Genomic DNA, 24,471 nt, shown 5'->3' on the forward strand with positions numbered 1-24,471 from the left:
CCAATCTCCAATCTCCAATCTCCAATCTCCAATCTCCAATCTCCAATCTCCAATCTCCAATCTCCAATCTCCAATCATATTACGGCACCAGACTCAACGGCAACGGCACTGGCTCGGCAGCAACGACCTGGCCAGCAACAAGGTTGAATTTGGCAATGGGCACCCCTGGGCTCTCCGGTTGGGCTGCATCTTTGAGATACGCAATGTAACGTCCGTCTACGCCAGGCTCTTGGCTCTCCAGCCACACAGCCTCGGGCTGCAACAGATCAACTGCGAACGCGATCGGTTTGCCGTCGGCGGATACGGGTTGACTACCGGCCAATAAACGAATGGGGCGATCATCGTAGGCTGCGGCACCACGAATATCGAGGCGCAGCGCTTCGATCCCTGCTGCTCGTGCAGAGACTTGAAGCGTTGCGTCTTTGAAGTTCACCTCGGCAGCAGCAATAAAACCTGCGTCGGTACGGATACTCATTGGCTCATCTGTAGCATGCAGCACCCGCAGGCGTAAGAGCGCCAGATCGTCGCTGGCAGCCTGCACCTTCATACGCGCCTCGGCAGCAAGGGGCACACGGATGGTACTCAATCCTGGCGGTAGCGTCAACTCCACGCCGTCAATCAGCAAGCTCTGAGGGTAGAGACTAGCGCTGTCCAGTTCGATCTGCAACGCACCTGCTTCCTCCAAGGCCAACAGTTGCTCACCAACCAACAGACCAGCGGCGGTGCGCTGAAGTTCAAGGCTCGTGGGAAAGTGGGGATGGAACCAGCCAGGCACCTGTTGCGCCAGCCGCAGGTGCGCCAGCAAGCGTGGATCGCCACGGTAGAGCGCCAAGCTATGGGCTTGCCAGACAACATCTTCAGGTCTAAAGCCATACGCACGCGGGTCTTCATCGGCGGCAAGCAGGCCCGCCGCAAAGCTTTGGCCCAATTGGGGCGTATGCAGGGGCTCATAGAAGCGCGTGCGCCCCGGCCCATAGAGGGGATAGCCCGCCGCCCGCAGCGTATGGCTCAAGGCGAGCGGCAACACCCCAGGAATACGTTCATCCGCCGAGAGATAGATGCTTCCTCCTGGCCCAGCCGCAGCCATGATCGCTACAATGCGCGGATCGGGCCGCAGGCTCAAAACGATTGCTGTGCCCACCTCAGCCCGCTGGCTCACCTCCGGGTTGGCCAATAGCCCCTCCAACAGCGCGTCAGCCTCACCAGGGCCATAGGCTTCACGGTGGATGATCAGCGTATCCACACCACTCAGTTGCAGAAACGAGACCACTGCTGGTGCAGGCAGATGCTGGGCGCGACGCAGCAGATCACTGCTGCCAAAGGGCATCAGGCCACTATAGGAGGCCACGAGCGGACGCCAGTGTTGGCGGCCATACCATTGACGCCAGGTGACCTGTTCGAGTTCGGCCCCACGCGGCACGGCTGCTACCGGCAGTTCAAGGATGGCCTGAATATCATCCTGCGCTGGCTGAGCAAGCCACACATAGACCGGAGGCACATCGGTCAATTCGGCACCTATACGCCATGCCCCTGGTGGCGCGGCCTGTTCGCTCAAAACGATGATCAGGGCCAAGCTGCCCAAGATGGTGCGTGTACGCGCATGGCGTTGGGCCAGCAGCTTTGCCAGCGCCAATGCCGCCAAGAGGGCGCAGGCTAGGGTCACGAGGATGCCCCAGCGAGCGGGGACACGCAGCGCCCCAAAGCCGGGCAGGTAGTTGTAGAGCAGCAGGTAGGGCAACGGGATGGGCAACGGCTCGTCAAAACGCTCCAAGTGCACCCCCGTGCCCAACGAGAGGATAAAAGCAATAAGCGCGATGAGGGGCCAGAAGAGGCGATCAATGCTAGGGAGGATCGACGCAGAGGGCGCAGGGGAGCGCAGCGCTGGCATGAATTCTCTGCCTACAAGCTTGCGCCCGCCAGCCCAGAGCAGCGTAGCGACAGACCCAAGGGCCAGGAGTGTCACCATTCCGCCCGGAAAGAGCACCATCTCGCCCGTGCCGCGCAGCGTCGGTGCCAACCAACCAAAGAGCACATGCTCCTGGGGCACCGTGAGATAGGCCCGCAACGGTGCCGACCAGCCATCAAGTTCGCGCAGCGAGCGCACGATACCCAGACTGCCATAGACGCGCATATAGGGCTGAAGAACGGGCCATGCGAGCAACCCGGCCAGTGTTGCGGCCAACGCGCCCAGCCCAAGTTGACGCCAAGGCAAGGCTTGGTTGGTACGCAGACGCAGCCAGAGCATTGCCAGCACCCACAGCCCTGCGTAGCCCCCCAAGAGGAGTGCGGTAAACCAGGCATAGTAGAGCGCCGTCACAACCTGGGCTGCCGCAAACAGCCCACAGAGCAGCGCATCAACCCAACGCCCCCCACCAGCATCCGGGGGCCGTAAGAGCCGCCGCAGATAGAAGAGCGCAAAGAGCATCCAATAGGTCTGCAGCAGTTGAAAATGGGTAATATGGGCAAAACGGTAGGCACAAAAGGCGAAAGCCGCCCCAGCAACCAGCGCGGCCCACTGGGCTGAAGCTGGCGCTACACCCTGATCGTGCAGCGTGGCGCGGGCCAGCAGAAAAACAGCCCAGCCACTCAGCGCAAAACTAGCCAGCAACAGCAGATTGTAGGCTAACAGCGGCTCGCTAGAGTACCATGTGAGGGGGGCAGTAAGTGCGGCAAGCAGAAGATGGTTATCGGTGAAGGCTAGCCCGTCGGGGTAGGGATAGAAGATGGGCGCATCCCACACTGCTGTGGGCTGCGTCGCAAGGGCATGGCTGTTCCAAGCAAAGATCCAAGCTTGAAGTAGCGCATCACCGCCATCAGTCAGCCCATGACCCGCATAGCGAGCAAGCGGCCATGTCATGAACAGGCTCAAGCCCAAAAAGATGAGCAATGGGCCAAACTTGCGCCTCACCACTACACTACCGCCCTGCCAACCAACCAAGCAGGCGCGGCAAGGTGCGTCGCCCCGGCTTGATCAGCGGTTGTTGCACAAGGTCTTCGGATAGATTGGGGGGCAACAGCGCCCACAAAGCCCCCGGTGCAACCTCAAAGCTCATCGGCGTCATCCCAATCGCATCACCGTCCACCTGCACGGGCAGGCACGGACGCGCCGAAATCTCGATGCTGCGGGCCCGGTAGTATTCAATATCGGGGTCGTCACTGTAACGACGGCGCAAAATCGCAAAAAAACTGCCGATGACATTGAAGCCATTGTAGCCTTTGAAGACGGCAATATCGAGCATACCATCGTCAATCGTGGCGCGATGGGTGATTTTGACCAGACCACCATAGAGTTGGGTATTGCCAATCACCACCATAAGCACGCGCCCCCGGTGAACCCGCCCATCAATCACAAGGCGGGTACGGGCCCCACGGATGCGCAGCGTCTGCATAATGCCACGCAAGACATAGGCCAGCGCTCCGAGGCGGCGTTTCTCATCGGCGCGCACATCAACCGTAATCGCCGCATCAAAGCCAATCCCAGCCATCAGCAGGAAGTAGCGGTCACCCGCACGCCCCAGGTCAATCCGTCTTGGACGCCACGTAAGGATCGCTTCAGCGGCTGCCCGTGGTTGGAGAGGTAGGTGCAGCTCACGGGCCCAGACATTCATCGTACCGAGGGGCAGGGGGGCCAATGCGGTTGGGGAGCCTGCCAAGCCATTGAGCACCTCGTTCAAGGTGCCATCACCACCAGCCGCAACCACCAGATCCAAGCCACGCGCAACCGCAAGTTGCCCAAGCCGCGTCCCATCACCAGCACTGAGCGTCGGCGCAATCTCCACCTGCCAACCAGCCTCACGCCAAACCTCGGCGGCAAGCGCCAATTCGCGCTCAAGCGCCTCAGCCTGGCCAGCATTTGGATTAAATACGAGCATGGTACGCATAGGTTCATCTGGCGGAAGACGATAACCCTAAAAAGCTGTCTGAAAAGCCGGAGGACTCACGCTGGAGTGCCGGCTTTAGCCGGCTAAAGCCGGCACTCCAGCACCAACCCATAGACTTTTCAGACAGCCTCTAACATCAATAATGCGCAAGCAGTATACCACACCCCACATGGCAATTGACACCCCTTAGCCTTTGGGTTACCATACGCGCTACACTGCAACGGAATGCTACGGCCTAAACTAGGCCATCATTGTGGGTAATGTGGACGGTATGCAAGCTTATGTTGAGCGGTTTCTTGAGTATTTGGCGCACGAGCGTGGGTTGTCGGCCAATACGACGTCCGCCTATCGCACCGATCTCGATCAACTCTGTGCCTATCTGGGCGAACAGAGCCTGACGGAGTGGTCTGAGGTTACCCACGAGCATGTACTCGGTTTCTTGCTCTTCCTGCGTACCCGCCGCTATGCCAATAGTACCCTGGCGCGCCGTACTGCTGCACTCAAAACCTTCTTTGGCTATTTGGCCGAGCAGGGCTTGATCACGAGCGATCCAGCCGATCGCATCGATTCGCCCAAAGTTGATCGCGCTCCCCCCAAGGCGCTCTCGACCCACCAGGTGGATGCGTTGCTCGAGTTGCCCTTGCGCGCTTCTACCCCAGAGAGCCTGCGCGATAAGGCGATGCTTGAGTTGCTCTATGCCACCGGCATGCGTGTCGGTGAACTGGTCGCACTCGATCTGTCCGATCTCGTGCTTGAGGCCGCCACGGTGCGCTGTGCCGGGCGCGGCGGGCGCGAGCGCAGCTTGCCTATCACCGATACCGCTACCACGTCGCTTGAAGAGTATCTCTATACCGCACGGCCCCAATTGGCTCGTATGCACGCTCAGTCTAGCCCCGCGCTCTTCCTCAACCATCGCGGTAAACGGCTGACGCGCCAAGGCTTTTGGCTGATTCTCAAAGGCTATGCCGAAGCCGTTGGCCTCCAAGAATTGACCCCCCATACCCTGCGCCACTCCTTTGCAGCCCATCTGCTCAAGAATGGGGCTGAGTTGCGTGAAGTCCAAGAACGCCTTGGCCACGCTTCGCTCTCTACCACCCAAATCTATTCCCAGTATAATAATGGTGAACCTGAACCGCTTGCCCAGCACGTTGAAGCAGTGGAAGAGCAGGTTGAGGCGATGGAAGATCAGGCTGTACTCGTCGTTGATCTCGAAGATGTTGATGAGTAGGGAGATACCCCTATGGCCGCTGTTTCAATGGATCAGATTGTTTCGCTCTGCAAGCGCCGTGGTTTTATCTTTCCCGGTTCTGAAATCTACGGCGGCCTGCAAGGTGCCTATGACTTTGGACCCCTCGGTGTGGAGCTCAAAAACCACCTGATCAATGATTGGTGGCGTACCAATGTCTATGAACGCGATGATATGGAAGGGCTCGATGCCGCAATCCTCATGAACCGCTTGGTCTGGAAGTATTCCGGCCACGAGGAGACGTTTAACGATCCGTTGGTGGATTGTCGCACGTGTAAGGCGCGCTGGCGCGCCGACCATATCCATGGCGTCTGCCCTAGTTGTGGCTCAAGCGATCTGACTGAGCCGCGGCCCTTCAATATGATGTTTAAGACCCAGGTTGGCCCGGTGGCTGATAGCGGCTCGTTTGCCTATTTGCGCCCCGAAACGGCCCAGGGTATCTTTGCCAATTTTGCCAATGTGCTCGCTACCACCAGCCGTAAGCTGCCCTTTGGCATCGCGCAGGTGGGTAAAGCCTTTCGTAATGAGATCAATCCGCGCAATTTCCTCTTCCGTGTGCGTGAGTTTGATCAAATGGAAATTGAGTTCTTTGTGCTGCCCGGTAGCGATGAAGCCTGGCATCAACAGTGGCTCGAGGCGCGCCTCGCTTGGTGGGAGGGTGTTGGGGTACCCCGTGAGCGCATCTCGATCTATGATGTGCCCGCTGATGAGTTGGCCCACTACTCCAAGCGTACCTACGATCTCATGTATGACTATCCCTCCCTCGGGCCGCAAGAGATCGAAGGGATTGCGAATCGCACCGATTATGACCTCGGCTCCCATAGTAAGGATCAGGCTAATCTGAAGCTAACCGCACGGGTGAATCTAAACGAAGATAGTACTGCTCGTTTGACCTACTTCGATCCTGATAGCCGCAGCCATATTGTGCCCTATGTGATCGAACCCTCGGCTGGTGTCGGGCGTGGGGTCTTGGCTGTGCTCTGCGAAGCCTATGCCGAAGAGATGACCAAAGCCCCCGCGCCCGAACGGCTCCAGACGGTGCATGCTGCCCTAACCGCCTTCCTCAAGTCGGTTGGCAAGAGCGAGAAGCTTTCGGCTGCCCAGCGCGATGCGTTGCTGGAACGGGGCCAGCAGATTGCTGCCGATCTGCCGGAACGCCTTGCCGAAGTCGAACCGCTGCTGGCTATGCCCGGGGCCGATGCGATTGAACTGGCCAAAAAGGTGCGCGGTCAAGCCCAACCGCTGCTCGATGAACACTACCGCACCGTCCTGCGTCTGCGCCCGAAGCTCGCCCCAGTCAAAGTGGCCGTCTTTCCGCTTAAGCGCAACCACGAAGAACTTGTCGCCACCGCAAAGCAGATCCGCCGCCAGCTTCAAGCCGAAAACGGTGTGCGTACCGTTTATGACGATACCGGCGCGATTGGCAAGCTCTACCGACGCCAAGATGAGATCGGTACGCCCTTCTGTATTACCGTAGATTTTGATACACTTGGCGCAGGCAAAGATGCCAGCCTGAGCGGCACCGTCACGGTGCGCGAGCGTGACACCATGACCCAAGAGCGCGTGGCGATTAGCGAGTTGCCCACGTTCTTGCGCGAACGGATCAAGTGAGGATGCGTGAGGCGATGAGGCGAAGAAGCGAAGAAGCGATGAGGCGCATCCCCGCGTCCCCGCATCCCCGCATCCCCGCATCCCCGCATCCCCGCATCCCCGCGTCCTCACACACGATAAAGCAGCTACGAACCATGTCCAAGGGCCACTTCACCATTCCTACGCGGGTCTACCTGAGCGCCGGGCAGCGCCTGCAGCTTCAGTTTCTGTTGCGCCAGGAGGAGCGCGAGCTTGATGATCTGCTCACCGAGTTGTTGAGCAACTACCTCGATGGGATGCCTGAACCACCGAGCGCAAGCGCCCAAGCACTGGGGGCCGATCTCAACGAAGAGTTGCGCCGCCGCCGCCAAGAGCTGCGCCGCCTCCGCCCGCGCCTCAAGGATAGCCACAACCCCGCGCCCGCCTGGCTCGCCCAAATGGTAGCCGACCTCGAGGCCGAGATCGCCCGCCTTGAGCGCCACGTTGGTGCAGGCGGTTCGCAGGGGTAATAATTGTAGATTTCAGATTGTAGATTTCAGATTGTAGATTTCAGATTGTAGATTTCAGATTGTAGATTTCAGATTGCCGAACAGGGTGTTCCAATGAGCTTTGGGGATGGTTTCAGAAACGGCCTTTCAGCTTTACCGTTGGAGTGCCGACTTTAGTCGGCTTCCCATCGCTGCCAAAGACCTCAGCCGACTAATGGTCTTCCAGTAAATAATCCGCTAACCAGACCTCGCAGATCTGGCATATCTATCAGGTCTAGTCCGTGCCGCGACACCGGATTAATTTCTGGAAGACCATAAGTCGGCACTACGATGCCCGCCCATGGACTATTCCGCATGACAGGCTGCTGGGATACGTAACAAATTCTGCTTCCCTATCTCCTATCTCCTATCTGCTATCTCCTATCTGCTATCTCCTATCTCCTATCTCCTATCTCCTATCTGCTATCTCCTATCTGCTATCTCCTATCTGCTATCTCCTATCTCCTATCTCCTATCTCCTATCTCCTATCTCCTATCTCCTATCTCCTATCTCCTATCTCCTATCTGCTATCTCCTATCTGCTATCTCCTATCTCCTATCTCCTTCCCCCCATGCCCAAAGTGCGCCTTGATCACCTCCTCGTAAGCCGCGGCCTGGCTGAGACACGTACCAAGGCTCAGGCCTTGGTGATGGCTGGGAGTGTGCGGGTTGCAGGGCAGACTCTTTCTAAGCCCGGGACGCTCGTAGATAGTGGCGCTGAGGTGCAGGTGAGCGCGGGCTTGCCCTATGTGAGCCGCGGGGGCTATAAGTTGGCCCACGCGCTCGATCAGTTTGGCCTCGATCCGCGTGGGCTGACGGCGCTTGATGTGGGCGCTTCCACCGGCGGCTTTACCGATGTGCTGCTGCAACGCGGTGCAACACGGGTCTATGCGGTGGATGTGGGCTATGGCATCCTCGACTATCGCCTACGCGCCGATGTGCGCGTCGTTGCGCTCGAACGCACCAACATCCGCTACCTCACCGCCCTGCCCGATCAGTCACGAGTAGCCTGTGCGGTCATTGATGTCGCCTTCATCTCGCTGCGCCTAGTGCTGCCTGCCGTGGTGCCCCTACTTGAACCTGCGGCCTGGATCGTTGCCCTGATCAAGCCTCAATTTGAGGCTGGCCCTGAACATGTGGGCAAAGGCGGCGTTGTACACGATCCCGCCATTCACCGCAAGGTTCTGCAGGATGTGCTAGGCTATGCCCAAACACACGCATTAACCCTCTGCGGCCTCGTGCGCTCACCAATCACCGGGCCTGCGGGTAACCATGAATTTCTTGCATGGCTGCAACCCGGCGGGCCAGCCCTTGATCTTGCGCGTGCCTTGCCCCAGGTTGTGGAGCAAGGCTAGGTACAGAGGATGCGTGAGGCGAGGATGCGTGAGGCGTGAGGCGAGGCGGCGAGGATGCGCGTCCTCCCCTAAGAAGCTGTCTGAAAAGCCGGGGGACACACGCTGGAGTGCCGGCTTTAGCCGGCTAAAGCCGGCACTCCAACGCCAACCAATAGACTTTTCAGACAGACTCTAACAAGTAGCTACCTCTCTAACGCGGCGTGACCACGAGCGGTAGATAGACCCGTAGCGCTGCTGCGGCTTCGCCGATGCTGAAGCGCAGCACGAAGGGGCTGGCGAGCCCGTTGCCCGCACGATCAGTCACCTCGGTGCCTACGCTGACACTGTAGATGCCGTCGGCCAGGGCTTCGCGTGGGTATAGGATGATCTGGTTGCTGCTTGGATCAAAGCTGACCAGAGCCGCAATTGGGCCGTTGTCGCCGGTGAGGGTGACGCTGGCTGTGGTGACGGTTGTGGCATCGAGTGGCTCCGACATGCCGATCAGGATGCCTGGCTCGTAGAGTGGGCCGCTGCTGTCGGTGAAGATGTGGCTGGCTGAAGCGAGTACGCCGCTGGCGTTGGCCGTCGGGCTGGTCCAGAGTACCGTGGGCGGTGTGCTGTCGCCCGCCGGGGTGACGTTGATGGCCACATGGGCAGGGCTGCTGTCCGTCAGGCCGTTGTTGGCCACGAAGCTGAAGCGATCCACGCCTGTGAAGTTGGCCATGGGGGTGTAGACCAGGTTGGGCGCTGTGCCGGTAAGCGTGCCGTAGGTTGGCGCTTCCACGATGCGATAGCTCAAGGCGGCATCCGAAACTTCTCGCCCGCTCAGGGTAAGCTCAAGCGGTGTGGCATACGCGGTGGTGAGCGTCTGCCCTGTGGCTACGACGGGCGCGATGCGGTGGATGAGTACGCTCGTGGGCGTCTCTTCGGGCACACTGGGGAAGTAGACCACGGCTTGGTTGGTGAGCAGCGTGCCCCCTGGCAGGTTCTCCTGCAGTCGCACGGTAAGCGTCACCTCGCCAGTGGCCCCAGGCTGGCCTGCCGGATCGAGTTCGCCAATGTCCCAGACGATCAGGCGCGTATCAGAGAAGTAGCTGGCATTGGGGCCAAGTTGCAGCGTGCTGTCGTCGAAGGCTTCGTCTAGGCGGTCGGTAATGAAGACCCCGAAGGCCGGGGCTTCCCCCACATTCTCATACTCAATGCGGTAGTCCACCCAATCGCCAGGCAGCAGATCATCCTGTGGCCCATACTTCTCGTTGGGATCGCGGGCTACAAAGGATTCCGTGTTCTGACAGTCCATCCCTTCGCCCGAGACACAGCCTACACCGGGCATGCAGCACTCGCCAAAGGCGCAGGGCAGGAAATTGGGAATCGAGCTGTAACAACCATCCTGGCAGCGCCAAACCGTGCGGTTGGGAATCCCCGCCCAGTAGTAGATGTTGTACCACGGCTTGTCGCAGGTGATCAGATCGCTGGTACAGTCGTTGCTGTTGGGATCCCCAGCGCACTGGGCGAGGCACTCGGTGATGCTGGCGAGATCGCCTAAGACCGGCAGATCATTGACTTTAATCCAATTCGCCTTCAGGCTGGCCGCGCAATCACCCAAGGCTTCCGCTGCACCACCAGTAGCAATGACATTCGCGCAGGCCCGCGCAGTCATAACGTCCCCAATTACTTTGACCTTATGCCCTACGACTGCGTTCAGTGCTACTTTGCCCAGACAATTGCCCAGACAGCAGCCCACACCCCCGGCGTCGCAGAGTTCTGCATCCAGTTGGACGCCCGGCCAGGCTGCGCCGCTCGCCAGATCCCAACTGCCCCAGAGACGCAACTGGTCACTGGCAGTATGCCACTCTAAGCCGCCTGTGGTGTCCTGAACACTGTAGCGTTGGGGTCTATAGGTGGTCGCCCGATTATCGTTGCCCAAGGTGTGCAGCGTCCGCACCCAAGGTTGCTGCGGATGCAGCAGGATCGCCTGCATCACCACGCGACCATCGTTGAGCGTGATGCGCTCGGCACTGGCCCACATGAACCCCTCACTGGACGCTTGGCTCTGGAGAGTTTCCAAGGCTTCCCGCTGCGCGACGTGGGCCTCCCACTGCTCCTCGGAGAGGGTCTGGACGCTGGTTGCGCTGAGCGGCGTATAGCTCAGGTAGGGGGCCACATCGAGGCGCTCGGCGTTGTAGTTCGTGCCCACCAGCATGGCCGCCAGATTGTCGTTGGTGCGATCAGGGATGCCCCAATGGTACTGCACGTTGATCAGCAGGTGGCCCGTTGCGCCAGGCTCAAGATCGCCAAGCTTCCAGAAGACCTGACGGCGTTCCGGCCAGAAGATGCCGCCTTCGCTACTACCACGATAGGTGGTCAGGACGGGCAAGCGCGCCATGAGCACCGCACTCTCGATTGTGGTGGTCATGTTGTTCGCATAGGAGATGCCATAGGTGACCATTTGGCCTGAAGCCATGCTGCGCGGGCCGGTGATCTTCAGTTCTACCGCAGCGGGCGGAATGGGCGAGGCGGTGAGCCACGGGCTGATCAGGACATTGCCGCTGGCAGCGGGGCCTTGACCCGCTGGGTTGAGCGTGGCATGCCGCGGGCCACTGGGATGGCCCCACCAGTTGTAGCGGAGATCGAGTGGCGCATCGGTCGTGGATGGCCCTCTGACACTCTCTGCAATCTGGCTGTTGCGGATCACATGATCCCCGCTCGTCACAGCCATAATCGCCTGCCCGCCCCAACTGACCCCGAAGTTGCATGCTTCAACATGGACTGCGCCGGTGGTATTGATTTCGAGCAGCGGAATCATACCGCCATAGTCCTGATCGCGGCCCCCATAGGCAATCTCACAGTGGGTGAGAGTCATCGCACTGGTATTGGAGAGGCTGATTTGGCCCCAACGCCCCGGTGTGTTGTCGAGCCCCAGGAAGCGAATGGGTTGCTCTGGGGTGCCAATGGCGGTAAGGCGGCCATTGCCCTGCACATTGATCTTGGGACTCAACCCACCGCCAACCAAGCCCAAACGCATGGTTACGCCCGGCTCCAACGTGAGTGCGCCTTGCTCCCGAATGGTCAGGCTGACATTCCGCGCTACAATCGGCACATCGCTCATGCCCACGCCCCAATGGCGCTCGCCCAACAACGAACCGTTCAGTAATGCCAAACCGTTGGGATTGTTGTCCGTAAGCGTCAGGTTCGTTACGCGGGGCGTGTCGTTGTCCGGGTGCATCGCCATCGCCGCACCTTCATTGTCGGCAATGGTGGTATTGCTGAGAATAACCGTCGAGCTGATGCTGGCAACATACAGACCAGTTTGGCTCTGTTCACGAATACTCACCCCGTCCATGATCAGCGTCTGGTCTATTGGGCGCTCTTCGCCGGAGAGCGCACCATCAGCAAAACGGACACCGTCGCGCCCGTTGCCCGTGATGGCCCCGCCGCTCATGCGAACCTGCCCGCCGGCAGTGTTGAGCAGCATACCGTCGCGGGCGTTATCGCGGAGGGTGACATTCTGCAGGGTGGCTTGGGTACCAGTCTGGCTGATGCGAAGGCCATCATAGGGACCGCCATAGATACTGGTGTCACGCAGGGTCACATCCGAGGAGCGCAGCCAGAGGCCAGCAAAATGGCTGCCCCAATTGAGAATGCCGCCACCACCACGGATGGCCACATGCTCAAAGCTAGCAGTAGCCCCCTGATCCACGCGCAGGCCGCCCCATGTGCTCGTAATATCGCCCGCATCATCAAACAAGGGCGCAAAGGTTACCGGCTCCTCCAGCGTTCCCGTTGCGGTCAAATAGGCCCCCGGGCTGATGACCAGATTGGTAGAATGCACAAAACGCAGCAGCGTACCGGGCTTGAGTTGCAGAGCGTAGCCCTCTGGCAGCGTGAAGCTTGAGCCACAACTCAGCAGCGGCGCACCGTCCAGCGTAATATCTTTGGTGATGGCATGGGGACGCAGTGCCACCACATCACGGATGTTATCCGTCAGGCTCAGGTCACGGTAGACCGCATCAATATGGCGAAATTCCTGAAAGATCGCGCCGGGGCAGTTGGTATTTGCTGCGCCAGTGTTACTGATAACCTGCGTACTACCAATCAGCGCCCGGGTCTGCTCGCCATAGAGCGCAATGCCACTTCTCAAGCCATAGGCAACCGTGACATCTTGGAGCGTCAAGCTGGCATCTTGCACCTGAATCTGGGCCCGGTTGGGACGCGAGCCCGCAGCGGGTCCCGCATTTTGGCCTGAGCCAGCATAATAGACCTGGGTATGGCTCAGTTCAGCTTCGCTCCCAGGGGCTAGGAAGAGGCCGTACCAATCGCCGGGGTTGCCGCTACTAGGGCCAGAGCCATTGGTATTCCCACCATGATCATCGTCGCGCCAACTGGTCAAGACCACCGGATTGGCCGCAGTCCCTTGGCTGATCAAGCGCCCCTGCACCACGAAGGCGCAGTTGCTATCGTTTGTCCCAGAGCATCCGCCGCCCAGCTTCACCACCACCCCCGGCTCTAGGGTGAGGGTGGCCCCTGCTGCAACGATCACGTCACATTCGTGGGCCGTGTAGACACCGCCTGCACTCCAGGTAGTATCGCTTTCAATAGGCTCACAGGCATCAAGCGTAGCCAAGGCAACCGTCTGGGTCGTAGCGTTCGCATCACGCCACAGCGTCAGAGCAAACCAAACAAACACGCATACACAGAGTATCCGTGTGACGACGGGGATGGTCTTCATGATGTTGCTCCTAAATCTTGGATTGAGCGCAATCACACCGTAGGATGGAGCTTTTCAGAAGCTGTCTGAACGTTGTGGAGTGCCGGCTTTAGCCGGCTGAAGTCGGCACTCCACGCGGCGTGCCCACAGCATTTTCAGATAGCCTCTCAAACCAAACTGCGCTCACGTTCAAGCGCAAAGAGGATGATGGCCACATCGGCAGGGTTAATACCGGCGAGGCGTCCCGCTTGGCCCAGGGTTGCCGGGCGGAAGCGCTGGAGGACTTGGCGTGCCTCATAGCGCAGCCCAGGCAGTTGGTTGTAGTCGAGGTTGGCAGGAATACGACGATGCTCCATTTTGCGTATGCGCTCGACTTCACGCTGCTGACGGCTAATATAGCCGCCATACTTACATTCAACCTCGACCAATTCACTCAGGTGGGCAGGCACATGAGGCAGATCAAGGGCAGCACTCAGGTGAGCATAACCGACGTGGGGGCGGGTCAGTAACTCAGCGACACTCGCAGGGTGGTTGAGCGAGCCAACCCCTGCTGCGATGAGGCGTTGGTTGACGGCGGCACTTGGATAGACGCGCTGGCCTTCAAGCTTGGCCCGCAGCGCAGCGGCAGCAGCGCGACGCTCTTCGACCGAATGGGCGCGGGCAGTATCCACCAGGCCCAGCGTATGGGCCAGGGGGCTCAAGCGCAGATCGGCATTGTCGCCACGCAGCAACAGGCGATACTCGGCGCGGCTAGTGAACATCCGGTAGGGCTCGTGGATCTCCTTGGTAACCAGGTCATCAAGCAGCACTCCAATATAGGCTTGATCGCGCCCCAAGATCACAGCGGGCTGGTTGCGAACATAGCGTACCGCATTGATACCCGCCATGAGTCCTTGGGCAGCGGCCTCTTCATACCCCGTGGTACCATTGATCTGGCCAGCGAGAAAGAGGCCAGCCAAGCGACGGCTCTGCAAATCGGCCCCAATTTCGCCACTCGCCACTGCGTCATACTCAATGGCATAGCCGATCCGCATCAGTTCAGCATTGCGCAGCGCAGGGATCGTGCGGATCATCGCCCACTGCACATCTTCGGGCAACGAGGTATTGCAGCCCTGCACATAGACCTCGTGGTTTTGCCAGCCTTCCGGCTCAAGGAAGAGGCTATGGCGCTCTTTGTCGGCGAAGCGGACAATCTTATCTTCAATGCTCGGACAGTAGCGCGGCCCAACCCCAGCAATCACACCACTAAAGAGCGGAGCGCGGTCGAGATTGGCGCGGATCAGATCGTGAAATGCGGAATTGGTAAAGACCTGGTAGCATGGCAACTGGGGCCGCCAGCCCTGCAACATTGGCTCTGGGTAGCAGCGCGCCGGGGGGCCATGGTAGGCTGGCGCGGGCAACGGCTGATCGTAGTAGTGACCGAAGCTGTAGGGCTTCGTGCTACCATACTGCAACTCAGTCTGGCTAAAATCAATACTGCGTGCATGCACCCGTGGTGGTGTACCCGTCTTGAGACGCACCAAAGGAAAACCTAGCGTAGCCAAATCTTCACCCAACGCAAGGGCGGGTGCTTCACCGGCGCGCCCAGCGGCCCACGAAGCCGCGCCAGTAATCACCCGTCCACGCAGAAATGTGCCGGTCGTAAGCACAAGGGCGCGGGCGTAGTAGCAAAAGCCCGTGTTGGTCAGCACCGTGAAATGGGTCGGATGGGCCTGGCTCGAAGGATGCGCGAGATTGGCCGTCAAGGGCGGCAGAATGCGCTCCACCATAGCCTGACGCAGATCAAGCAAAGGTTGTTCTTCCAGCGCGTGCTTCATCACCTGGCTATAGAGCCGCTTATCGCACTGGGCGCGCAGCGACTGCACCGCTGGCCCTTTGCTCTCATTGAGTAGCCGAATTTGGATGGCGCACTGATCAGTAACGCGGCCCATCAAACCGCCCAGCGCATCAATCTCGCGCACCAAATGGCCCTTAGCCGGGCCACCGATACTAGGATTGCAGGCCATATGGGCCAACTTATCGAGATCAATGGTGAGCAGCAGAGTACGGCAGCCCATACGCGCCGCAGCGGCAGCCGCCTCGCAACCGGCGTGACCAGCGCCTACAACCAGAATATCGTAACCATGCTGCATAGTGGTATAATAACGGCCCAAGGAGATCTTTCAGCAGATTGAGGAGCAACCTTTTGAACTCTCTGCTCATTATAGACGATGATGTAACCCTCCTAACCCGCTTAGGTGTCCAACTCGAGGAGGCTGGCTACAAAGTGGACAAGAGCAGCGATCTCAGCCATGGGGCGCAACGCTTTGCCGAAGCGCGGCCCGACCTCGTGATCTTGGATGTACGAAGTGGGCATGATGCAGGTTGGGAACTCTTAGAGCGTCTGGCGGCAGAGGTACCAGTGATGGTCGTGAGTAGTGCAGCGCGCGAGGAGGATGTCGTGCGCGCCTTAGAGGCTGGCGCAACCGACCATATCGCCAAACCCTACCGCAGCAGCGAATTGTTAGCGCGGCTACGGGTACGGCTCGGTACGCCGGTTGCCGCACTGACGCCAAGCATTGCAATGAACGCCAGTGTGGTGGGCGCAACCCCAGCGACCATCGATACCGCAACAACCAGCAGCGAACCGGCAGAAGCGCCCAGCCCGCCCAAGCGGCGCAGTGAAGCACCAGAAACGCTCGTTGATGCAAAAGTCTTCATGACTGAAGCGGAAGAGTTGGCCATGCTCCGCACCCGCCAACTCAAGGCCACCCCGGCAACCAAGCCGCCCCCCGACCTCGGTGGTAACGGTGGCGTCGGTAACCAGATGCGCGCCGAGCGCATGCGCCGCCACATGACCCTCGTGCAGGTCGAGAACGATCTCAAGATTCGCATGGCCTACCTGCAAGCCATCGAAGACGAAAAATACACCCTGCTCCCGCGTGGGCCAGCGGCATTGCAGATGATCAAACGCTACGCCGAACACCTCGACGTAGACGCCAGCAGCATGCTGGAAGAACTCCGCACCCAAGGCTTCGGCGATGTCATTGCGCCCCTGCCAGCCCTGGGGGGCCACCCACTGCCACGCAGCCTGCCGCGCTCATTGGTTATCACCACTGCGGTCCTCTTGGCCCTTGTGGTCGGGCTCGGCGCGATCATGTTCTTCGATCCAGAATTCTTTGCCCAACTCCCAACGTTCTTCGCTACCCTTTGGGAGCAATTGCAGCAGTTTGGGTCATAAGGGAAGGTTTAAGCTGAGAGGATGCGTGAGGCGGAGAGGCGCTGGCTTCGCATCCTCGCGTCCTCGCGTCCTCGCGTCCTCGCGTCCTCGCGTCCTCGCCTCCTCGCGTCCTCGCCTCCTCGCGTCCTCGCCTCCTCGCGTCCTCGCCTCCTCGCCTCCTCGCCTCCTCGCCTCCTCGCGTCCTCGCAAAAGGTAACCCTATGAACCGCTGGTTCAATGTGGCTGGCCCTTGCCGCCCCGAAATTCACTACATGCTGCCGCCCCTAGCACGCCTGCCCGAACTCGACCGCTTGATTGCCCAACAGTCCTACTTTGTACTACACGCCCCGCGCCAGACCGGCAAGACAACCGCGATGTGGGCGTTGGCGCAGCAACTTACCGCGAGTGGCAAGTGGACAGCGGTGGTGCTCTCGGTTGAGGTGGGTAGTGCCTTCAATCAAGAGCCAGGCAAAGCGGAAGCGGCGATCCTCAGTTCATGGCGTAATGCCATTAGGCATCGTCTGCCTTCCGATCTGCATCCTCCTGCATGGCCCCCTGCCCCTGAGGGGCAGCAGATCGGAGCGGCGTTAAGCGCTTGGGCACACATGAGCACCCGTCCACTCGTCCTCCTCATTGATGAGATTGACGCCCTGCAAGACACCACGCTCATCTCAGTACTACGCCAATTGCGAACAGGCTATAATGATCGCCCCACAGCCTTTCCCCACGCTTTAGCCCTCATCGGCATGCGCGACGTGCGCGACTATAAAGTCGCTGCTGGAGGTAGTGGGCGCTTGGGAACGGCGAGACCCTTCAACATCAAGACCCGCTCACTTACGCTGGGCAATTTCACTGCCGAGGATGTAGCGACGCTCTACGCCCAGCACACGGCAGATACCGGGCAACCCTTCACACCTGAAGCGGTTGCAGAAGCCTTTCGGCTCACCCAAGGCCAACCATGGTTGGTCAACGCCTTGGCCAAAGTGGTTGTAGAAGAGCTCGCAACCGACTCAGCCACGCCCATTACACCAGCGCTGATCACTGCGGCCACAGATGTCCTGATCGAACGCCAAGACACCCATCTCGATAGCCTCGCCGAGCGGTTACGCGAACCACGAGTGCGGGCAGTAGTAGAGCCGCTCTTGGCTGGTCTGTTGCCGCCCACCTTGCCAAGCGACGACATCCAGTTCGTACTGGATCTTGGGCTAGTACGGATGGACGCGCAACAGGGCTTAGAGCTTGCCAACCCGATCTATGCAGCGGTGCTTCCACGCACCCTGACCTTTACCACACGCGCCTTTTTTCCCCCGCTCAACCCAACTTGGCTCAACGCAAGCGGCCAGTTTGATCCAGAAGGACTCTTAGCAGCCTTCTTATCCTTTTGGCGGCAGCACGGGCAACCCCTACTAGGTACCACGAGCTACCATGAGATTGCGCCCCATTTGGTGCTCATGGCCTTTCTGGATCGCGTGGCCAATGGTGGGGGCCGGGTGGAGCGCGAATACGCCGTGGGGCGTGGCCGCCTCGATCTGCGCTTGGAACTGCGCGGCATCATGCTGGCCATTGAAGTGAAGGTGTGGCGCTCCGGAGCAGCCGACCCGCTGGCCGAAGGTTTGGCGCAACTTGATGGTTACTTGGCGGGCTTGGGGCTAACCACCGGCTGGTTGGTAATCTTTGACCAACGGCCCGATCTGCCACCCATTGCCGAACGTACCAGCGCCATGCCTGCGACAACCCCTAGCGGGCGACAGATAACATTGGTACGCGGGTAAAGTAAGGTTAGGGATTGTATCTCCTAGCCCAAATCGTTATAATAGAGGGCAGAGCCGCGCTGTGCGGCGCGACCGGGTTGAAATAAGGTCTTGTCGTGAGCGATCGCTCTTCGCCTCTCAACCAGCGCCTGCGTCGGCTGCTTGGCACCAACAGCCTACATGCGCCTGATCAAGCTCCATCAGGTGATAAGCGCCCCCCTGATTCGAGCCTGCTCTTTGAGTCGCAGATTACCCGCCTTTCGCAGGCGTTGCTCGATTTACGCACGCTTGATCAGCAGCGTGCATCGGAGCTCTGCGAGTTGCGCGATCAGCTACGGCTGACCCAGAGTCGGGTGCATGCGGCACTGCATGATCTAGACGAACTGATTGGTGCCATTGAGGGACAACTCAGGCCGCCGCCGCCCGCTGCCACACTCTTTGAGCGCATGCGTGCCAGTAGTACCGCGCCAAACCTTGAGCCCGAACGACGGGCCGAACTCTCGGCTTGGCTCACTGCGCTCAAACGGCTGCGCATCAAGCTCTGTGCTGCGAGTGAGAGTTGATGCCAGTTGTAGGGCAGCAGCCCTTCAACTACGCCGGGTTTCTTGACGCAAAGGCGCAAGGGCGCAGAGTTTTTTGCATTTGAGCGCCAAACCTTTGCGCCTTTGCGCGAGCTTATTTGAAAGGTATTGGCCCTAAACTTCATACGAAAGGGGGCGTAGCCCCAACGCAAGCTACCGCCCCATTCGCCCACGGTTGTACAAATAGCCCCCCAGCCCCAGCCCAACCAGCATGACCCCCAAGGCCAACATGAGGCCGGGCGACACGCCTGAGCGTTGCGTCTGCTCGGCATAGCTTTGGGATGGCGCTGCGGTCATCGGCGGCAACGGAGCATCGCTTGCGCCACTGGCAAGCGGCGGATCTGCCGCAGTGGTGCTTGTGAGCCCCTCAGGCGCTACCTCCGCTGCGCTCATGGTTGCCTCATCCGCCGCAGCGGTACTTGTGAGCCCCTCAGGCGCTACCTCCGCTGCACTCATGGTCGCATCATCCTCCATAATGCGTTGGGCAATGGCCGGTTCCAATGCTTCATCAGGCGCGGCCAACATTGGTGCCAGCTCTGCTTCAGGTGCAGCCATTGGCGCAGGGGCCATCGGCGCGGGTTGGGTTGCAACAACATCCATTGCGGTCATGGTTGGCTGGGCACCGCTGCCCAACAGTTGGAAGGTAGCCAACAGAATCAGCACCACCCCGGCAAGGCTGCTGCCAAACTGCATAACCCAACCCAATGCGAAGCGTGAACGTGGCCGCGCTACCGTAGTCGGATCAAGTGTAAAGGAGCGAGGCGGACGCACGGGCTCAAGCTGGCGCAGGGAGGCCACCGTCGCACGCAGATCGCCCAACTCATCGCGCAGGGCTGGCTCTTGCTGCAAACGGCGCTCCAGATCGGCCTGCGCCTGAGCGCTCAACTGCCGATCGAGGTAGGCCGAAAGCAGTTCACTATCCTGCTCAGGCAGCATATTCGGTTGTGGCTGCGGGCTATGCATTGCTCATCACGTCTTTAGATTTCAGATTTCAGATTTCAGATTGCCGAATCTGGCTCTACAATCTACAATCTACAATCTACAATCTACAATCTACAATCTACAATCTACAATCTACAATCTACCCAGAATCATGACGAAACTGAGGCGGCAATAGTTCCCCGGCGCGCAGAATAGCGCGCAGGCGGGCGCGCCCACGGCTCAGGCGCGACTTCACCGTACCAAGGTTACTCTCAGTCACTTGGGCAATCTCATCATAGGCCAAGCCCTGGATGTCACTCAGAATCACAACAATGCGCTGATCGGCGGGCAGTTGCTCCAAGCCCGCCTCAATGGCTGCGGCCAACTCGTGGCGCAGCGCCACCTCATCAGGCGCTTCAGCCTCATCAGGGCGATCAAAGGCCGGGCCGTCATCATCAGGGCCAGCGAACGCACTAAAGGGAATACTAGGACGACGCTTACGCACCCTTAAAACATCGTAACATGCATTCGTCGCAATGCGAAAGAGCCATGCACGAAAAACACCGCCCCGAAAGCGGTGCAGATTGCGATAGGCCGAAATAAAGCTATCCTGGGTTACATCAGCAGCGGCGTCAGTATCACCGAGCATGCGGTAGCACAGATTATAGACGCGCACCTCATAGAGCCGCACGAGTTGGTTGAAAGCTTCAACATCACCCTGCTGACTCGCGGTAACCAAGTGGATTTCTTCATTGGCCATAATGAAATATTAGGTAGATTAATGAACAAAGGCAAGGATACAGAAACGAGAAAATAAAAAATAGGTTTGTGGCATCAAAAGAACTCACAGGAACGCAACAAAACTGCGGTGCCTTCGCCCCACTCCCACAACGTGGGAGCGGCGGTGCCCTGAGCTTGCCGAAGGGGGTAGGGGTGAGGGCCATCCAAGGCATCTCAAAGCCCTATCGGTCGCTACCGAAGCAAACGTTCTGTCCGCCCTTAAACCGTTGAGCGTAGGGGCACGGCACCGCCATGCTCCTACTGCCTCTTTCCTGTTTCCTCCTTGCTCTATCCTTTCTTCACCCCCACTTCCGCTTGGCCTGCGCCAAACTCGATGCTCTCGCGGTGCGCGTCGCTCGGCACTGGGCCGATGGTGACGCTTGTAGCCAAGGTTTCAGTGCGTAGGTAGTCGCCCCAGGTGGCTACGGTCTGCCCTAAGAGTTCCGCCTCGTCCGCGCTGTGTAGGTAGAGCGCGATGCGATCCGCAATCGCCAGCCCGGCGCTCTTGCGTGCATCCTGGATGCTCCGCACGAGATCACGGGCAGCCCCTTCCAAGCGCAACTCCGGTGTGACAACGGTACTCAATGCGACCAGCATGCCGTCGCCTTCGGCCACCGCAAAGCCTGCGGGGGCGCTGCTCTCCACCAAGACCTCTGCGGCCAAGAGGGTGAGCGTCTGGCCATCGGCGAGCTGTAGTTCTAGCGTTTCGCCCGCTTCGCAACGCTGCGCGAAGCTGCGCGCCGTTTCGCCCTCAAGCGCTTTGAGCGCAGCCGTCAGCGCCGGTACCTGCTTGCCATACTTTTTGCCCACGAGCCGCAGATTGGGCTTGAAGCGGTACTCCACCAACGCCGTGCTGGCCTCAAGGTACTTGACCGCCTTGACATTCAGTTCGTCGCGCAGGTCGGCCTCGAAGCGGCGCACACCCGCGAGCGCGTTGGGGTTGCTGGCCCGCAACCAGAGTTCGCCCAAGGGCTGACGTACCTTCAGGTTGGCCCCTTTGCGCGCCGCTCGCCCCAACGAGACCGCCGCGAGCAAGGCTGCGGTGTCGGCTACGAGGCCTTCGTCGAGGTACTGGGCCTCCACTTGGGGCCACGCGGCCAAGTGAACGCTCTGAGCGACCCCTGCGCTCACTGCGCCGCTCGCTTGGCCCGTTAGGTTGCGGTAGATCGCTTCGCTCACGAAGGGGATGAAGGGCGCACTCAGTTTGGCCAGGGTGAGCAAGCAGGTGTAGAGGGTGTGGTAGGCCGCCTGTTTGTCGCTGTCGGCTTCACTCTTCCAGAAGCGCCGCCGGTTGCGCCGCACATACCAGTTGGAGAGTTCGTCTACGAAGCGTTCGATGCGCCGCGCCGCCGGGTAGACCTCGTACTGCTCAAAGTCGTTGGTTACGTCGCGCACCAGCCCATTGAGCGCCGCCAAGGCCCAGCGGTCAATCGGCTGCAAGGCTAACCCGGTTGCCGCTCCGCCTCCTCGCGTCCCCACATCCCCGCCTCCCGCCGCCTCGCCTCCTCGCGTCCCCACCTCCCCGCCTCCTCGCGTCCCCGCATCCCCGCCTCGCGCCTCCTCGCCTCCCACCTCCCCGCCGCTCCCGTCAGGCCGCCAGCCATCCAACTGGGCGTAGGTAACAAAGAAGCCGTAGGTGTTCCAGAGCGTCAGCAGGAACTTACGCAGGCTCTCATTCACCAAGTTGAGGCTGAAACGACGCGGGTTGCCCGGAGGCGCGGCGGCAAAGAGGTACCAGCGCAATGCGTCTACCCCAAAGGCATCAATCACCTCACTGGGCTGCACAATATTGCCCTTGGTCTTACTCATCTTCTGGCCATGCTCATCCAGAATGTGGCCCAAACAGATCACATTGTGGAAAGCGGGGCGATCAAAGAGCAACGTGCTCTCGGCGTGGAGCGTATAGAACCAACCGCGGGTCTGGTCTACCGCTTCACAGATGTAGTCGGCAGGATGCGAGGCCTCAAAGAGTTGCTGGTTCTCGAAGGGGTAGTGCCACTGTGCAACCGGCATCGCGCCGCTATCGAACCAACAATCGGCCACATCAGGGATGCGACGCATCAGACCGTGCTGCGGGTCTTCCCAGGTCACCTCGTCCACATAGGGCCGGTGCAGATCCAGGTCGCCCAAGGAGCGCCCGGCCTTCGCCTCAAGCTCGGCGAGGCTGCCGATGCACTCCATGTGGCTGCCATCGGCATTCGTCCAGATCGGCAGGGGCGTACCCCAGTAGCGCTCACGGCTAACGGCCCAATCAATGTTATTAGCCAACCAATTGCCAAAACGCCCATCGCGGATATGCTCCGGCACCCAATGGATCTGCTGATTATTGGCCACCAGATCAGGCTTAAAGGCGGTCGTGCGGATGTACCAGGAGGGCTTGGCGTAGAAGAGCAGGGGCGTATTGCAGCGCCAGCAGAAGGGATAGTAGTGGCGCACGCGGCCACTCTTGAGCAGCAGGCCCCGCTCCTTCAGGTTGCGCGTAATCTCCGGATCGGCCTCTTTGAAGAACTTGCCCGTAAAGGGGAAAGCGCCCAACTCGGCCATCACCATGCCATTCAGGTCAACCGAAAAGACCGTGGGCAGACCATGTTTGCGCCCAACCTCCAGGTCGCCGTAGGCGGGCGCGATATGTACCACACCAGTGCCATCATCGAGCGTCACAATCTCGTCGGCAATCACGCGATAGGCGGCAGCCAGATCGGGCGTATCACCCGCGCCGGGCACACCATTGAAGAGCGGCTCATACTGCAAGCCCACAAGCTCATTGCCACTAAAGGTACGCAGCAGTGTCACCTCCGCACCAACCACACGCTCCACGAGACTCTCGGCCAGAATCAGCCGTTCGCCCTCATGCTCCACCTCGGCATAGGTAGCACCGTGCTGCACCGCCAGGGCAATATTGGCAGGTAGCGTCCACGGCGTCGTCGTCCATGCCAGCATACATGCCCCTTGGAGCGAAGCGGCGAGGGTCGCATCATCGCCACGAAAGCATGTGCCGGTGAGACGGAACTTGATGAAGACACTAGGATCATCCACATCATCACGCGCCCCAAGGCTGACCTCATGGTCACTGAGGCTCGTGCCGCAACGGGGGCAGTGCATAGTCACCTTATAGTCACGGAAGAGCAACTGGCGCTGCCAAAGCTGACTAAAGATCCACCAGAGCGATTCAATATACTTATTATCGTAGGTATAGTAGCCATCCTCATCAACCCAATAGGCGATACGCTGGGTAAACGTTTTCCATTCTTGAATATACTCCCAGACACTCTCGCGGCACAACTTGTTAAACGCCGCAATGCCATAGCGTTCAATATCGGGCTTACCACTAAAGCCAAGCTTCTTCTCGACCTCAATCTCCACCGGCAGCCCGTGGGTATCCCACCCCTCACGGCGACCAATGATCTTATAGCCCTGCATGGCACGATAGCGCAGAATAATGTCCTTAAAGGCGCGACTAATCACATGGTGCAAACCTGGGCGACCATTAGCCGTAGGCGGCCCCTCATAGAAGACAAAGGGCTTCTGACCGGAGGCGAGCGACTGGGCCACAATGCGCTCCGCGCCCCACCACTCCAGCACCTCCTGCTCCAACTGGGGGAACGAAACCCCCGTAGCGACAGGTTTGAACATGAACAGCCTCCGTTATTTTTCGTGCTTCACGCTTTGTGTAGGGCTTCGCCCCAAGCCCTCTTCTTGTTGTTCCGTGTTGGCGGCTTCGCCGCCAACACGGAACAACAAGAGTCTTTGACGGCACACAAAAAACCCCGCCCCCAAGCCAAAGGGGACGAGGCTGAAAAAACCCCGCGGTACCACCCCGCTTCAGATCGCAGCCTGATGCCCAAGCTACCACCTGCACTTCGTGAGCGTCAAGCAACGCTCTGTCCCGTTCACGGAGGACAAGGCCGGGCCAAGCTACTGAGAAAGCTCCGTTCACCCGCCAGCTCAGGGGT

Annotated in this window: 14 protein-coding genes and 1 other annotated feature (1 of these 15 only partly in view); of the genes, 7 read left to right on the forward strand and 7 right to left on the reverse strand. The window is 59.6% G+C overall.

The window, feature by feature from the left end:
• Positions 1-79: 79 nt before the first annotated feature.
• Together CJ255_RS04225 and CJ255_RS04230 are read right to left on the reverse strand one after the other, a co-directional pair.
• On the reverse strand, positions 80-2,857 hold the full coding sequence (locus CJ255_RS04225; RefSeq protein ID WP_124681809.1) for a hypothetical protein: 2,778 nt from the start codon (positions 2,855-2,857) through the stop codon (positions 80-82).
• A 58-nt stretch (positions 2,858-2,915) separates the two neighbouring features.
• Positions 2,916-3,881: a diacylglycerol/lipid kinase family protein gene (locus CJ255_RS04230; RefSeq protein ID WP_097642848.1), complete on the reverse strand. Its 966-nt coding sequence runs from the start codon at positions 3,879-3,881 to the stop codon at positions 2,916-2,918.
• A 271-nt stretch (positions 3,882-4,152) separates the two neighbouring features.
• Between CJ255_RS04230 and CJ255_RS04235 the strand changes: the two genes are divergently transcribed.
• From CJ255_RS04235 to CJ255_RS04255, 4 genes are all read left to right on the forward strand, one after another.
• Positions 4,153-5,109 carry a tyrosine recombinase gene (locus tag CJ255_RS04235; RefSeq protein ID WP_097642849.1) on the forward strand — a complete coding sequence of 319 codons (957 nt, stop codon included), beginning with the start codon at positions 4,153-4,155 and terminating at the stop codon, positions 5,107-5,109.
• Positions 5,110-5,121: 12 nt separating this feature from the next.
• Entirely contained in the window at positions 5,122-6,738 is a 1,617-nt protein-coding gene (locus CJ255_RS04240; protein ID WP_097642850.1) for a glycine--tRNA ligase, read from the forward strand.
• Between the two features lie 134 nt (positions 6,739-6,872).
• On the forward strand, positions 6,873-7,226 hold the full coding sequence (locus tag CJ255_RS04245) for a hypothetical protein (RefSeq protein WP_097642851.1): 354 nt from the start codon (positions 6,873-6,875) through the stop codon (positions 7,224-7,226).
• 590 nt (positions 7,227-7,816) lie between these two features.
• Positions 7,817-8,599: a TlyA family RNA methyltransferase gene (locus tag CJ255_RS04255; RefSeq protein ID WP_097642852.1), complete on the forward strand. Its 783-nt coding sequence runs from the start codon at positions 7,817-7,819 to the stop codon at positions 8,597-8,599.
• Between the two features lie 190 nt (positions 8,600-8,789).
• On the opposite strand, the gene CJ255_RS04260 is transcribed toward CJ255_RS04255, so the two are convergent.
• Entirely contained in the window at positions 8,790-13,307 is a 4,518-nt protein-coding gene (locus CJ255_RS04260) for a beta-helix domain-containing protein (protein WP_097642853.1), read from the reverse strand.
• 146 nt (positions 13,308-13,453) lie between these two features.
• Complete coding sequence (mnmG, locus tag CJ255_RS04265) at positions 13,454-15,418, reverse strand: tRNA uridine-5-carboxymethylaminomethyl(34) synthesis enzyme MnmG (RefSeq protein WP_097642854.1); 1,965 nt, start codon at positions 15,416-15,418, stop codon at positions 13,454-13,456.
• Between the two features lie 53 nt (positions 15,419-15,471).
• On the opposite strand from mnmG, the gene CJ255_RS04270 reads away from it, so the two are divergent.
• The 3 genes from CJ255_RS04270 (at position 15,472) to CJ255_RS04285 (ending at position 18,799) form a co-directional block, all read left to right on the forward strand.
• Entirely contained in the window at positions 15,472-16,506 is a 1,035-nt protein-coding gene (locus tag CJ255_RS04270) for a response regulator (protein WP_097642855.1), read from the forward strand.
• Positions 16,507-16,706: 200 nt separating this feature from the next.
• A complete protein-coding gene (locus tag CJ255_RS04280; protein ID WP_097642857.1) occupies positions 16,707-18,257 on the forward strand; it encodes an ATP-binding protein in 1,551 nt (516 codons plus the stop codon).
• A gap of 95 nt (positions 18,258-18,352) precedes the next feature.
• Positions 18,353-18,799 (forward strand): hypothetical protein, encoded by a 447-nt coding sequence (locus CJ255_RS04285; RefSeq protein WP_097642858.1) that lies wholly within the window; start codon positions 18,353-18,355, stop codon positions 18,797-18,799.
• Positions 18,800-18,970: 171 nt separating this feature from the next.
• On the opposite strand, the gene CJ255_RS04290 is transcribed toward CJ255_RS04285, so the two are convergent.
• The 3 genes from CJ255_RS04290 to ileS form a co-directional block, all read right to left on the reverse strand.
• Positions 18,971-19,780: an anti-sigma factor family protein gene (locus CJ255_RS04290; protein WP_097642859.1), complete on the reverse strand. Its 810-nt coding sequence runs from the start codon at positions 19,778-19,780 to the stop codon at positions 18,971-18,973.
• A 118-nt stretch (positions 19,781-19,898) separates the two neighbouring features.
• Positions 19,899-20,498, reverse strand: a complete 600-nt coding sequence (locus CJ255_RS04295; RefSeq protein WP_097642860.1) for a sigma-70 family RNA polymerase sigma factor — start codon at positions 20,496-20,498, stop codon at positions 19,899-19,901.
• Positions 20,499-20,806: 308 nt separating this feature from the next.
• A complete protein-coding gene (ileS, locus tag CJ255_RS24325) occupies positions 20,807-24,151 on the reverse strand; it encodes an isoleucine--tRNA ligase (RefSeq protein WP_097642861.1) in 3,345 nt (1,114 codons plus the stop codon).
• 147 nt (positions 24,152-24,298) lie between these two features.
• Positions 24,299-24,471, reverse strand: a binding site (T-box leader); it runs 93 nt beyond the window's last position.

The sequence above is a fragment of the Candidatus Viridilinea mediisalina genome (genome assembly GCF_002532535.1).
Taxonomy (GTDB): domain Bacteria; phylum Chloroflexota; class Chloroflexia; order Chloroflexales; family Chloroflexaceae; genus Viridilinea; species Viridilinea mediisalina.